The organism is Tropheryma whipplei str. Twist, from assembly GCF_000007485.1.
In the GTDB taxonomy this organism is placed as follows: Bacteria; Actinomycetota; Actinomycetes; order Actinomycetales; family Microbacteriaceae; genus Tropheryma; species Tropheryma whipplei.
Genome location: NC_004572.3, coordinates 16,336 through 29,730, shown reverse-complemented (window position 1 = coordinate 29,730; position 13,395 = coordinate 16,336). Strand labels below are relative to the sequence as shown.

Below are 13,395 nucleotides of genomic sequence, written 5' to 3'. Positions count from 1 at the left end.
ATTCTTGTGCTTAAGATGCATCAGTACCGATGTATCTGTTTAGGTAACATGTGTTGTGTTACTGTACTGCCTACTGGGATTATGTGAATGTGTTACATTGGCATGGTGAATTTACATGGAGGTATCTCGGCCCGATTGGCTTCATCGCTGGAACAGCAATTGGTGCAGTTGGCGGCTGTCTTAGCAGTGGATTGTCGTGAAGTCCTGTCAGCTGGGTAGGTGCTTCAGAAGGAGGAGCGGTTTATGTCAAGAAATGTAACATGTAAGCCCGGTATGTGGGAGGCTGTTACCCTCGCCCTTGTTGCTTACTCTTCTGCTATTGCCTCTATTCTTTATTTCTATAGCAGTCCATACGCGACCCTTGCGGGCGGTTTTGCGCTCTTATCGGTCGGCGTACTATCTTTTATGTCTTTTCGCCGACCAAGAATATTGCATAGCAGACGGGTTTGGAGTGTTTCTGCTGTGTTTGTATTCTTCTTGTCAGCTTTGTTTTTGGCATTTTTTGTTCTCTCCCCGGGATTTGGGGTCAGCTTTTCTCTTTCCTTCCTCTATGGCGTGTTGCTGTTAGCGACTTCGTTGATGTCAAATCTCCTGCTTATTGGCCTTATCTGCGTGCGCTTCCCGAAACATTTAGAGGCCTGATTGTCCTCATTCGCGTGGGGTTACGGTTTTTCTCTTGGGGCACCGTGCCGTGCTGTTACGCGGTTTTATTGTGTTACACGGTTGTATTGTGAACCCCACGCGGCTGAGGAAATTTCTGCAAGAAATACGCAACTCTAACACATAAATCGTAAGGCGATCTGGTAAAACTTTATGCCGGAAATAACAGGCCAAAGATGTGCCCGAAAATTTTTGCGAAAAACTTGCTATTTCGGCTCATTTATCATTCTGTCCTTTTCATTTGATTGATCAAACAGGCTTTGCTGATATGCAGACAAACTATCTGCTATTCTGGATGCTTCTATGTCGGCTGATTGAACCCCCAAAATCCTTGCGGCCAGAAGGGCAGCGTTTTTAGCAGAATCTATGCCGACACAGGCCACCGGAACACCAGAGGGCATTTGAACAATCGATAAAAGAGAATCGAGGCCTGACAGATTTTTCTGCCCAACCGGAACTCCGATAACAGGGAGAGTTGTGACACTTGCAAGCATTCCGGGCAAGTGTGCGGCTCCACCGGCAGCAGCTATCAGAACTTTGAATCCCATGTCACGAGCGCGTTTGGCGCAGCTAATCATCTTTTCCGGCTGGCGATGGGCAGAAACAACATTTACTCTGAAAGATATATTCATCTGCTGCAGGATATCTGCGGCGCCTGACATAACGGGCCAATCCGAATCAGAACCCATTAGGAGCCAAACAAGAGCGGGGCATTTGCTACCTTCATCGTTGATGTTTTTACCAGTCATATTTGAACCACCAAATTTGTATCACCGTCACTTATATTGCAATTGGTATACAGCATTGAGACGCATGACGTGCATTGCTTACACCGCATGTGACTCTCTCAGCAATTGCCTGCATTCTTCAGCTGCAATGGCAAGCTGTTGTAAATCTTCACCAGCAAAAACAACATGACCGATTTTGCGACCCGGCCTTGGCTGTTTCTTGTATATATGAAGCTTCGCGTCTGGCCAATGCGTCATAACCTCTCTATATTGAGCGGGCGAAATTGAATTGAATATATTCACCATTATGGCGCAGTTGTGAGACATATCAGTTGCACCCAACGGCAAGCCGAGTACGGCACGCAGGTGTTGTTCAAACTGGTCTGTAATCGATGCGGCCATGCTCCAATGCCCGCTGTTATGTGGCCGCATTGCAAGTTCGTTCACAAGGAGCTTGCCGTCCTGCGTAATGAACATTTCAACAGCCATAACGCCAACAACATTTAAACCTCTCGCAATATCAAGGGCGATTGTTTTTGCTGAATCCTGGAGTTTAGTAATCAATTCAGAGTGTAACGGCGCGTGTGGGGTGCGTGTTCTGCCATCGTGAAAGGTGGTGAGTTGATTTAGCGCATTCCCGCCCGATAGGCCAAGTGCTGGCGTTATCGTCTGAACACATATGCCGTTCTCCTGAATTGTTTGTGTAAGCGGCCATACGCAGATTTCGCCGATGGATGAGCGGGCAACTAATTGAGATACTTCGCAGACAAAATCAATTCTTTCCTCGGCAAGAAAACCTCCGTTGCGGCAAGTATCAATCTCAGAGCTCAGCGTGACAACCTGGACACCCCGTCCGTCATACCCTCCGGTTTTTACAACAGCACAACCACCATGTTCAGAAATAAAACGTTCTAAATCCCCTTCCGAGCGTACCTCGGCCCAGGCAGGCTGATTTACTGAAATCTCATCGAGATAGCGTCGCAATGCCAATTTATCTTGAGCATACCGCAAGGCGCGCGGGCGAGGCAGCATCTCAATACCCCTCTCATCCAAGAGTTGCAGAACATCAGCCGGGACAAGCTCGTGCTCAAAAGTCACAATATCAACTGTCTGTGCAAATTCGAGGACTGCCGCACCATTTTCAGGACTGCCAAAAGCCGTTGCGGCAAGGGCTGCTGAACTGTCAGGGGTATCTGCAAAGACCTTTAAATCAACCCCGAGAGCCTGCGCAGGGGCAATCATCATTCTGGCAAGTTGACCTCCACCAATCACACCAACCGAACAACTCAATCTCTCGAACATCAATCTAAGGTTATACTGTGCAGGAGAAGCAATGCGTGCAATAGATAACATACAAAGGGCATTCTGCCGGGTGAATAAAGCTCTATACAGGCAAATTGCAACCTTTGGCATTGTTGGGATAGCCGGGATATTTGTCAATATATTAGTTTTCAACCTATTAATGCTCCTTGGGTTCAGAAATATTGCATACGGCTCAGTGCTTGCGGCGTCTGTTGCGGTTATTGTTTCAATATCCTTCAATTGGATTGGCAATCGTCATTTAGTTTTTAGAGGCTTACGACGGGATGGTGTGCTACGGGAAGCGGTGAGATTTTTTCTGGTATCGATAGGTGGGTCGCTTGTGCAACTCGCATGTCTTGTTGTGTCCCACTACGGCATGGGGTTCACGTCAATACTGGCCGACAATATTGCAAGCAATCTTGTTGGGCTCCCGCTAGCAACAGTTCTGCGATTCATCGGGTACTATTTCTGGGTTTTTTCCAAACGTAAATGAGATGAAACGCATGAGGCATGTATAGATAGAACGTGTGAGGCATGTATAAATAAAGACGAAGATAGGGTTGGTAATTTTACAAACTGTCAATAGCGCGCAGGTGCTCGATATCCCCAGCAGAAACAATCGAAGTGTCTCCGCTGTGACGAATAACAAGTCTGCCAAGCGAATCAAGCCCTTGCGCAACACCTACAAATGTCTTGGTGCCCGTCACCCTAACAGTCTTGTTGATCGTTGAGCACAACCGCATAATTTCACCAAAGCATTCTGAATCTTTAAATGATATGTCTTTGGCGGCAAGGGCAATGAGCTGTTGATAGATTGTATGCATTTCGGCCAGAAGCGCGGAAACCACCTCTTTGGGGCTTGCTTGAAGTCCTACTTGCCTTAGGCAAATAGAAGTTGCAATAGGTGCAACAGCCACATTCAGCCCAATACCAACGATTAATCCATTACCATCAGAAGGTGTCTCGATTAGTATTCCAGACAGTTTTTTTCCATTAATCAGAACATCATTTGGCCATTTTATGTCGGCCCTGTGCGGCAATGTTGCATCTTCTAACATTTTATTAACCGCTTTTACAACGGCAAGTCCAATAACAAGTGGAAGCCAGTTAATATAGGCTCCTGGCAAATTGTGCTTCAGAAATACAGACAACGCAATCCCTTTCTTGCATTCCCATGACCTTGCCATGCGACCACGTCCTGCGGTTTGATTCGTGGTAAAAACCGCAAAAAAGTCATCGAGATCCTTGGCTTTTAGCAATTCAAGAAGGTAAAGGTTTGTTGATCCAACAGTGTCTAGAAATACACAAGGGAACATGAAAGAATATTAGAACAAAACAAATGCCAACAAAAAAATGAATCGAGGATAGAGTACCCTGATGACCGATAATTTTGACGAATCCAGTAGGGGGCTAGAGAAGTACAGGCAGGCATACGAAGTAGCAGTCACTTTGCGTGAGGATTCTGCGAAGGAAAAACAACACTCAAAAGGGAAGATGACCGCCCGGGAGCGTATAGATAAACTGCTTGACGAAAACTCGTTTACTGAAATAGACCAGTTTGCCATGCACAGCGCAAGTGGATTTGGTATCGAAAAAAACCACCCTTATGGCGACTCTGTCGTCACAGGTTTTGGCTCAATAGACGGCAGGAAAGTTGCGGTATATTCTCAGGATTTCACGGTTTTCGGTGGGTCACTCGGAGAAGTGGCCGGCAGGAAAATAGTAAAAACTATGGACCTGGCAATGTCTGCAGGAATACCCGTAATAGGTCTCCTTGATTCCGGTGGAGCCAGGATACAGGAGGGAATTGCGGCGCTTACTAAATACGGAGAAATATTCAAGCGAAATGTTGCGGCGAGCGGAATTATTCCACAAATCTCAATAGTTATGGGGCCTGCGGCAGGTGGGGCATGCTACTCACCGGCACTTACAGATTTTGTAATTATGGTGGACCAGATCAGCTATATGTTCATCACGGGACCTGATGTTATAAAAGCAGTTACAGGAGAAGAGGTGACTTTTGAGGATCTTGGTGGTGCCAATATGCATAACGCCACCTCTGGCGTCTCGCACTATATGGCTCATAGCGAAGATGACGCAATTGCATACGCCCGGGAGCTGATTGGGTTTCTGCCCAGTAATAACATGTCAGACCCTCCCACATGGCCACAGGATATTCATACGGAGGAGAGTGACCTTGAACTAAATTCAATTGTGCCCGAGAATCCAAATAAGCCTTATGATATGCAGTTTGTCATAGAGCGAATTGTTGATGATGGCAATTTTCTGGAAATTCAATCCGCATACGCAAAGAATGTCATCATCGGTTTTGCGCGAATATCAGGCTTTTCGATCGGTATTGTTGCGAATCAGCCTGCGCATATGGCAGGGGCTTTGGATATAAATGCAAGTGAGAAAGCTGCACGGTTTGTTCGCTTTTGTGACGCTTTTTCAATTCCTATTCTGACACTGGTTGATGTGCCGGGATATTTACCCGGGACAGAGCAGGAATGGACAGGTATTATCAGGCGCGGTGCGAAGCTTCTCTATGCTTATTCCGAGGCAACTGTACCGATGGTGACAATTATCCTGCGTAAGGCGTATGGCGGGGCCTATATAGTAATGGGCTCAAAAGCGTTAGGTGCCGATATAAACCTTGCATGGCCATCAGCAGAAATTGCCGTCATGGGCGCCCAGGGTGCTGTGAATATTCTCTATAGAAATGATATAAAGCGGCTCGTGCAAGCCGGTGAAGACGCAAATCCAATGAAAGAGAAATTGGTCAAAGAGTACACCGATAAATTTGCCAATCCTTTTATTGCCGCCCAGAGAGGATATCTGGATGCGATTATAGAGCCAGCACAAACGCGAATTGCGATTGCTACAGCCTTTCAAACCATCAGAACGAAGCGTTACAAACAAATAGACAGAAAGCACGGAAGCATACCACTGTAATTGATGCCTGTTCGGTTGGACATAAGGGGCGCTTTGGTGCCCATCAAACCCTTGCGCCGTTAAGCAAGGGCAGAATGCGTGTATTGCGAAATTTTATTACTACGTACATTTACCGCATACATAGCGTGAAATACACAGTGTGAGTGAATTGAGAATAGTGAGTGAATTGAGAATAATGCTTTAATCAGTCATTTGGCCTGAAATGTACTTTTGCTCCCGACACAAGAAGCAACTGGCCCGTAAAAGATACAACAGAGGAATGCAAGCCCTGTGAGAATAGACATAACCGTCGCCGTGGCATCATAGTAAAGCATAATTGCCGGGTATAAGCCAGAATATGGGACTTACGGCCACCACGGTAAAAGCGATATAACGGCTAAACACAAGAAGGTCATATGGCACAGCGCAATGTAACAGGTTATGCAGCTCATACGCCATAGGTCTCGCAGGGATGGGTTACCGGTTGCGCGGGCAAGGGATAAGGCTTGGAAATGTAGTGAGAAATTACCCATGACAGGCATTGAACGAAAAACTGTTATACCTTGCCTGATTTCTTCGCTTTCAACTTATAACATAGCTCAACTGACAACGCACTTGCCAGAAGATAACCCAGCACAAAAGGAGCTAAGACATCAAAACGGGCTAATCGAGATAAGCCGACGGTAAAATAGATAGTCATACAAACGACGACAAACACAATTAGAGCAGCTAGAGCGAGATAGACTGCAAGCCTGGCCAATCGGCTTGGAGACACATCACGATTGGGCAATAAACCTGAGTTAATTGTGATAATAACGAGAGCAAAGGCGGGAATGCCAAGCCACGGCAGGCTATAACCCGTGAGAACATAAATCTCCGCGGCTACTGTCAAAACCGGCACAAATGCCAGATAAATAATTAGTGCAGGGACTGAGGCTAGCTTACGCCACAAAGAACGTAGTATGACCTACCTCCTCTGACAACGATAGCCAAGTTTATGCCCCATGTCATATGCACTGCAATCCGAGCTTACAATGGGCACAGGATGTACAGGCGTTTCAGTCGAGACAATACCCCGACAACCAGTAACAATTGCAGTCAGGACACTGCTGGAAAAGTTGATAAGGCGAGTTAGCTTTATAGAAACCTTCAGGACCTTCACCATCTTGTCCAGTAAGGTAAAACCAACAGTAGTGCTAATACTGTCAACGCTAAAAACTTTATTTATCGCGCCTATTACACACTTTCCCGGATCGAAATCCATACGAACAGTGGCCGTAATACTGTAAGTGCCGCCGGGGCCGGCGACGACAGAAATATTTCCCAAGCCACCCCGCGCGCTAGCAGGTTGGGCAATGGTCAACATGACAAAGACAGAGGCCAGGGCGGCAAACGCAGCAATTTTGGCAGTACCCGGCACATCAACCTCAACAAAGACCAGAATTCACCACAGACAGTATATCACGGGCGCATACAACCTATATGTACGCCCAATACAGATATGCCACACATTGGGCGTGTACACTACTGAGAGTGATTCACCTAAGCAGAGAAGAAGAGACTGCCGCAGCCCTTGCGGCGATAATGTTTATTGAGTCGGAATCCTGCCGTGACGTGAATAGCAAGGCAATAAATAAAACGACTGATTGTTGCAATGAAAGAAACACAAAAAACAACTGGAATATAAGAGTATGGTCCACGCGCAGTTGGCCATCGGGTGGTACACTGCTGCCGCGAAAGTACGAACCACTGATATGTAGGCAATGGGCACGCTAATCTGTCACGACCCCGAGTCGGGATACACCCCACCGGGTCTGTGCCTGGAATAGGCGGGATGCCAAGCAGCGCGGTAACACGCATTAGGTACACAATCAAGGCTGGCTACTAGATATATGAAAAAAATAACCCGACTATTGATAGCGAACCGCGGCGAAATAGCGGTAAGGGTTATACGTGCCTGTCGCGATAAAGCAATTGCCTCCATTGCAATATATTCGGATCAAGACAGGGATGCGGTACATACTCAACTTGCGGATGAAGCTTACTGCCTGGAGGGTGAAACCGCTGCCGAAACCTACCTAAACATAGAGAAAATACTCGATATAGCAAAACTCAGTCGGGCAGATGGAATACATCCGGGATACGGCTTTCTTGCCGAAAGCCCCGAATTTGCTGAAGCGGTATCAAGTGCGGGTATTACATGGGTCGGTCCACGCGCAGGGGTCATAGCGCTCCTGGCAGACAAATTATCGGCACGAAAGATTGCAGAACAGGTTGGAGTGCCGGTCCCCCCGGGTGGCGAACATGTGGTCTCTTGTGCATCTGAAGTGCATAATTTTGCAGACAAGTATGGACTTCCAATTGCAATAAAGGCTGCGTATGGCGGTGGTGGTCTTGGCATGAAAGTTGTAAAACAAAAAAAGAATATAGATGAGCTTTTCGCATCAGCACAACGTGAAGCGCAGGCGGCATTCGGAAACAAGGAATGTTTCATAGAAAAATATATTGATAGACCACGACATGTAGAAACACAATGTCTGGCTGATCTGTTTGGCAATGTACAAGTCGTTTCCACGCGAGACTGTTCCGTGCAGCGCAGACACCAAAAACTAATTGAAGAAGCGCCCGCCTACACGCTGACAGATAAACAAGAAGAAACCCTTATCACCGCGAGCAAGGCTGTTATGAAAGCAGCTGAATATTCAGGTGCAGGCACCTGCGAATTTCTCATTGACCAAGATGGGAAAATATTTTTTCTGGAAGTTAATGCAAGGCTTCAAGTTGAACACCCAGTAACAGAAGAGATAACCGGAATTGATCTCGTTCTGGAGCAGATAAATATAGCTGAGGGAAAGCTGCTCAAAAACCTTGAAACACCCGTATACAAAGGACATAGTCTGGAGTTTAGGATAAATGCTGAGGATGCAAACAGTGGTTTTATGCCGAGACATGGGAAGGTTGTAAAATTCGAACCCCCTGGCGGTCTAGGAATTCGTATTGATAGTGGAATAAAGGCGGGCGATACAATAGGGGCAGCCTTTGATTCTCTGCTGTGCAAACTCATTGTTACGGGAAACAATAGGGAATGCGCTTTGGCACGTGCCAGGCGGGCTCTTGATGAGTTTGTAATTGACGGTGTGACAACGCTTATTCCGTTCCACAGGAATATTCTCAATCAACCCGACTTCATAAATGGAGGGATGTATACGGGTTGGGTGGAAAACGAATATAGCAAGCTAGTTAACAAGCAAACTGATGCAAGTACGGTGCCGGATATACAAGACACTCTGTCTGTATCAAAAAATTTAAGAGAAATAATTGTTGAGGTAAACAGAAAACAAATTAGAGTGCGCCTGCCATCCCCCATAGGGGAATATCCCACAGAAAGGCAAAAACCTCCCGGCAGGCGGGTAGGGCACAATTTCAGACAGAAAACACAGGAGAAGAACCCCGATTCTATTTTTTCGCCAATGCAAGCGGTTGTTGTGAAAGTAAATGTTACGGAAGGCCAGTCCGTCAAAAAAGACGACCTGTTAATCGTGCTTGAGGCCATGAAAATGGAACAGCCGATAGTGGCCCCACGAGATGGGGTAGTTGAAAAAATCAACGCGCACACAGGCGAGACAGTGCCAAGCGGTCACGAATTGTTACGCTTGAAGAAGGTTTGAAAAAAAATACACACCCCATTGCAAGGCGCTGCCAGAGCGCTGCCCAGAATGTCAGATTTCGGAAGAGATCAGGGCGACGCGCTGTCGGTTCTCACGTGCGAAGCGCGGGCTGCGTGCCACAAAGATATTGTTAGGGACGGATAGACGGCAAAGCTTTGTGATAATTGATCAGCGCTAAGGCGATTTTGAACAGCAACCGATATTGGAAAAATTAAGTCACTTGCATTTGGTGCAACAACAACACCGCCAAGTACGGTGCCTGTTTCACGAGATACAATCATCTTAACGAAGCCCGTCTTTATACCCAGAATTTTTGCACGGGAATTTGTTGCTAAGTCAACCTTCAGGGCGGTGGCCCTGGCTTTGTCTATAGCCTTCTCGGACCTACCAACAGTGGCAATTTCCGGGGTTGTAAAAACTGTTGAGGCTAAATTTTTAAGTTCAATTGGATTAGCATTCTCCCCCATTGCGTGATAAACGGCAACCTGGCCTTGCATCTCGGCAACAGATGCAAGGGGTAAAAAATCCGAACAGTCCCCTGCCGCATATACCCCGGGAACGCTTGAACAGGCCACTCTATTTACCGTAATTCGCCCTGCTGGATTCAGTGCAATATTCGCTGTTTCTAAACCAATCCCAGAAGTATTAGGAACACTGCCAACAGCCATTAGGCAATGGGTCCCGCGCACCTCTGTACCGTCGGTAAGGGTTACCACAACACCCCCATTGCAGGCTGCGGCGGCTTGAGCACGTGCCCGGTTGAGCAGTTTCATTCCCGAATTTATAAAAACTTCCTGAATCAAATCTGCAGCATCTTCATCTCCCCCAGGTAACACCCTGTCCCTGCTGGAAACCAGTGTAACTTCGCTTCCTAAATTCCTGAAAGCTGATGCAAATTCAGCGCCAGTCACGCCCGAGCCAACTACAATGATATGCTCAGGAACCTGCTCAAGGGTATAAAGCTGTTTCCATGTAAGTATTCTCTTCCCGTCAGGAATGGCATTTGGTAAAACCCTTGGACTAGAACCTGTTGCAACAACAACCGTATTTGCAAAGAACTCATATTTCTCTTGACCTGACACCGATACAAGAACCCGATTCGGTCCATCCAAAGCGGCATGGCCATAAACTACCCTAACCCCAGCACCAGTCAAGGTCGAGAACATATCAGCACTTTGAGCTCTGGTAAGATCCATAATTCGCCGGTTTATGTGCCCTATATCGGCTGAAACGCAGTTCTGAAAACGAATACCAAAATCAGCACCCTGGGCAACAAAAACAGCCCGCTCTGCCGAGGCAATAAGTGTTTTTGAGGGAACAACGTCTGTTAAAGTCGCAGACCCGCCGACAGCCTGATTCTCAATCAGCACAACATCAGCGCCAAGCAGGGCACCGCTCAGAGCCGCTGAATAACCACCTGGGCCACCGCCAATAACAACTATTTTATGATTTTTCTTGACAGACACTCTCAGCCTTCTTACCAGACTCAAGTATAGTGCTGCTTGACGGCGGTGTTCTTGTTGGATTATCCTGGAAATCAGCCGCCATGGAAGATATCTGCAATACTGAACTCACCGCTGCTACATTAGCTGCAAAACAGATTGCAGATATAACAGGTATTGCCCGGCATGACATCGCCGTTACTTTGGGTAGCGGCTGGGTTGATGCTGTATCCAACCTCGGTGAGCTTATTACAACAATCCCCGCGCAAGATATACACGGGTTTTTCCCTCCCGTTTTGGCTGGCCACAGCGGTGTTCTGACCTCCATTCGACTTACGTGCGGAGTATATGTTCTTGTAATAGGCGCGAGGACTCATCTCTACCAAGGACATGGCCCTGAGGCTGTGGTGCATGGCATCAAAACCGCCCATGCAGCGGGGGCGAGGGTGGCAATCCTTACCAATGGCGCGGGAAGCACAGTGCCTGATTGGGGTCCTGGAGAGGTGGTAGTAATAAAGGACCATATCAATCTGACCGGAAAATCTCCTCTAAGCGGGGCAAATTTTTGCGATATGAGCGATATTTATACGGCCGCACTCAGGCAAAAAATCCTGCAAATGGCCCCCAATATCCCTCAAGGGGTGTACGCGCAAATGCCGGGTCCTCAGTACGAAACACCGGCTGAGGTGAAAATGTTGAGAACTATCGGCGCAGATCTTGTCGGAATGTCGACAGCCCTTGAGGCAATAATGGCAAAGTCACTAAAGATGAATGTTGTGGGGTTGTCTCTTGTGACAAACCTTGCGGCGGGAATAGGTACAGGACAATTGAGCCATGATGAAGTGCTGACTGTAAGCGAACAGGCTAGACAAAAAACTTCAGCATTTCTCGTAGAGCTCATTCGTGACATCGGGCAAGATCTATCGGGCAGGAAATAACAGGGTAGCCATATGAATATTCTGCGGAAGGCAAGCTTGTGGATTGAGAATGATCCGGTGGCGATCACACGCTTGGAAATGCGCAGACTTCTGGCTGAAAGTGAAAAAACTGGTGACGTGCGTGAGCTCGAAGAGAGGCTGTCTAAGACGCTGGAGTTCGGAACTGCAGGACTAAGGGCACCGCAGGGTGCTGGATTTAATCGCGTGAATGCCGTCGTGACGGCGCAGGCTGCAAATGCACTGTCTCAATTTCTTTTAGAAGAAAACCGGGGCAGAACGCTGGTTATTGGCTATGACGGAAGATACAATTCACAGCTCTGGGCAAGAAATACTGCGCGGATTGCTAGCAGTTACGATATAACAGCTCTGATTATGCCAAGGGCTCTACCAACACCCCTTTTGGCATTTGCAGTGCGGCAGCTTGGTGCTGCTGCGGGGGTTATGGTAACCGCCTCCCATAATCCCCGCGAATACAACGGGTACAAAGTGTATCTCGGAGGAGAAGACAAGGGTGCACAAATACCTGATACTGCAGCGGCAAAAATTGCCAAAAATTTGAGAGATGAAGTCGCGTATAGCGATATACCAATGAAAGATAGTTACGGAATTCTTGATGAGGAGATTATCGAGGCCTACCTGTCCCGTACAGCAAAAGCAATTAAGCGACAGTTTGGCTCACCAAAGGCTGATCTAAAGATATGCCACACAGCTATGCATGGTGTTGGTCACGAGATCTTTGTACGCCTCATGGAAAAATTGGGTTTCCACAACCTGGTGTTCGTTGAAGAGCAAAAAATGCCAGACCCGGCATTTCCAACCTTGCCGTTTCCAAACCCAGAAGAAAAGGGTGCATTGGATTTAGCATTTGAAACAGCACGGCTTGCAGAGTGTGACATAATCATTGCTAATGACCCCGATGCCGATCGGGTTGCAGTTGCACATCCGGATGGAAAGGTTTTTACTGGTAATGAAATAGGCGCCCTACTTGGTGTTGAAATTGCGCGCATGCAACGCGGTCACGGGGTACTGTCAAACAGCATGGTTTCTTCACCGATAATGCGCCGTATAGCTGAGACCTACGGAATGCAACATGTGGAGACGCCAACCGGATTTAAATGGGTTGCGCGTGTGCCAGATATCTGTTTTGGTTTTGAAGAGGCCTTGGGGTACATGATTCATCCAGAGCTTGTAAGGGACAAAGATGGCCTATCGGCCGGCGCCGCCATTGCCACCATAGCTGCCTCTCAAAAGGCCCAAGGTCGAAGCCTCAGAGATTGTCTAGATGACCTGCAAAGCAAGCTTGGGTATTTTAGGAGCACCCAGTATGCCGTTCGCATGGCATCACTTGATAGTGTGCAGGCTGTTATGCAAAACCTTAGAGCAGAATCGCTGAACAAAATTGGTCGATTTAGAGTAACAAAATATCGTGATCTACTGTTCGGGAGCCCGCCGGTGGATCTGCTTGAGTTTAATCTGGGACAAGATATTGATGATCTGTTTGGGCGACTAATAGTTAGGCCAAGTGGAACGGAATTAAAACTAAAGTGTTACATAGACAGTGTTGCTAAGACGCCCGATGGCGCCGAGCAGCTTCTGTCGGAGCTAACTTATGCCTGCAAAAACCTCTTATGCGAAACAAGCCGCCGTGGTGGCGCAGAAAACTAGGCCACCAGGCACAGCGTACATGACAGTAGTCCCTGAAACATATTTTTGACAAAACCAA

The 13,395-nt window shown here is 47.3% G+C and carries 13 protein-coding genes; 6 read left to right on the top strand and 7 right to left on the bottom strand.

The features are described 5' to 3' along the window. Positions 1-219: 219 nt before the first annotated feature. Positions 220-642, top strand: coding sequence for a hypothetical protein (locus TWT_RS00155; protein WP_011102305.1), 423 nt, complete (start codon positions 220-222; stop codon positions 640-642). Positions 643-866: 224 nt separating this feature from the next. On the opposite strand, the gene purE is transcribed toward TWT_RS00155, so the two are convergent. Together purE and TWT_RS00145 are read right to left on the bottom strand one after the other, a co-directional pair. Further along, positions 867-1,409, bottom strand: a complete 543-nt coding sequence (gene purE / locus TWT_RS00150) for a 5-(carboxyamino)imidazole ribonucleotide mutase (protein ID WP_011096002.1) — start codon at positions 1,407-1,409, stop codon at positions 867-869. A 78-nt stretch (positions 1,410-1,487) separates the two neighbouring features. Continuing rightward, positions 1,488-2,690, bottom strand: a complete 1,203-nt coding sequence (locus TWT_RS00145) for a 5-(carboxyamino)imidazole ribonucleotide synthase (protein WP_230440397.1) — start codon at positions 2,688-2,690, stop codon at positions 1,488-1,490. Positions 2,691-2,760: 70 nt separating this feature from the next. Between TWT_RS00145 and TWT_RS00140 the strand changes: the two genes are divergently transcribed. Next, positions 2,761-3,183: a GtrA family protein gene (locus TWT_RS00140; RefSeq protein ID WP_158304817.1), complete on the top strand. Its 423-nt coding sequence runs from the start codon at positions 2,761-2,763 to the stop codon at positions 3,181-3,183. A 76-nt stretch (positions 3,184-3,259) separates the two neighbouring features. Here the strand turns inward: TWT_RS00140 and TWT_RS00135 are convergent, their stop codons facing one another. Next, positions 3,260-4,006: a biotin--[acetyl-CoA-carboxylase] ligase gene (locus TWT_RS00135; protein ID WP_011095999.1), complete on the bottom strand. Its 747-nt coding sequence runs from the start codon at positions 4,004-4,006 to the stop codon at positions 3,260-3,262. A gap of 61 nt (positions 4,007-4,067) precedes the next feature. Here TWT_RS00135 and TWT_RS00130 point away from each other — a divergent pair, with 61 nt between their 5' ends. Further along, a complete protein-coding gene (locus TWT_RS00130) occupies positions 4,068-5,645 on the top strand; it encodes an acyl-CoA carboxylase subunit beta (protein WP_011095998.1) in 1,578 nt (525 codons plus the stop codon). Between the two features lie 535 nt (positions 5,646-6,180). Here TWT_RS00130 and TWT_RS00125 read toward each other — a convergent pair. From TWT_RS00125 to TWT_RS05120, 3 genes are all read right to left on the bottom strand, one after another. Next, complete coding sequence (locus tag TWT_RS00125; RefSeq protein WP_011095996.1) at positions 6,181-6,576, bottom strand: hypothetical protein; 396 nt, start codon at positions 6,574-6,576, stop codon at positions 6,181-6,183. 15 nt (positions 6,577-6,591) lie between these two features. After that, positions 6,592-7,044: a hypothetical protein gene (locus TWT_RS00120; protein WP_011102302.1), complete on the bottom strand. Its 453-nt coding sequence runs from the start codon at positions 7,042-7,044 to the stop codon at positions 6,592-6,594. Between the two features lie 118 nt (positions 7,045-7,162). Next, on the bottom strand, positions 7,163-7,291 hold the full coding sequence (locus TWT_RS05120) for a hypothetical protein (protein ID WP_272940635.1): 129 nt from the start codon (positions 7,289-7,291) through the stop codon (positions 7,163-7,165). Between the two features lie 225 nt (positions 7,292-7,516). On the opposite strand from TWT_RS05120, the gene TWT_RS00110 reads away from it, so the two are divergent. Then, positions 7,517-9,292, top strand: coding sequence for an acetyl/propionyl/methylcrotonyl-CoA carboxylase subunit alpha (locus TWT_RS00110; protein WP_011095993.1), 1,776 nt, complete (start codon positions 7,517-7,519; stop codon positions 9,290-9,292). Between the two features lie 68 nt (positions 9,293-9,360). On the opposite strand, the gene TWT_RS00105 is transcribed toward TWT_RS00110, so the two are convergent. Continuing rightward, entirely contained in the window at positions 9,361-10,758 is a 1,398-nt protein-coding gene (locus tag TWT_RS00105) for an NAD(P)H-quinone dehydrogenase (RefSeq protein ID WP_011095992.1), read from the bottom strand. Between the two features lie 80 nt (positions 10,759-10,838). Here TWT_RS00105 and TWT_RS00100 point away from each other — a divergent pair, with 80 nt between their 5' ends. Both TWT_RS00100 and TWT_RS00095 read left to right on the top strand, forming a co-directional pair. Next, complete coding sequence (locus TWT_RS00100; RefSeq protein WP_011095991.1) at positions 10,839-11,672, top strand: purine-nucleoside phosphorylase; 834 nt, start codon at positions 10,839-10,841, stop codon at positions 11,670-11,672. Positions 11,673-11,684: 12 nt separating this feature from the next. Beyond that, positions 11,685-13,337 carry a phospho-sugar mutase gene (locus TWT_RS00095; RefSeq protein WP_011095990.1) on the top strand — a complete coding sequence of 551 codons (1,653 nt, stop codon included), beginning with the start codon at positions 11,685-11,687 and terminating at the stop codon, positions 13,335-13,337. The last annotated feature ends 58 nt before the right edge of the window (positions 13,338-13,395 follow it).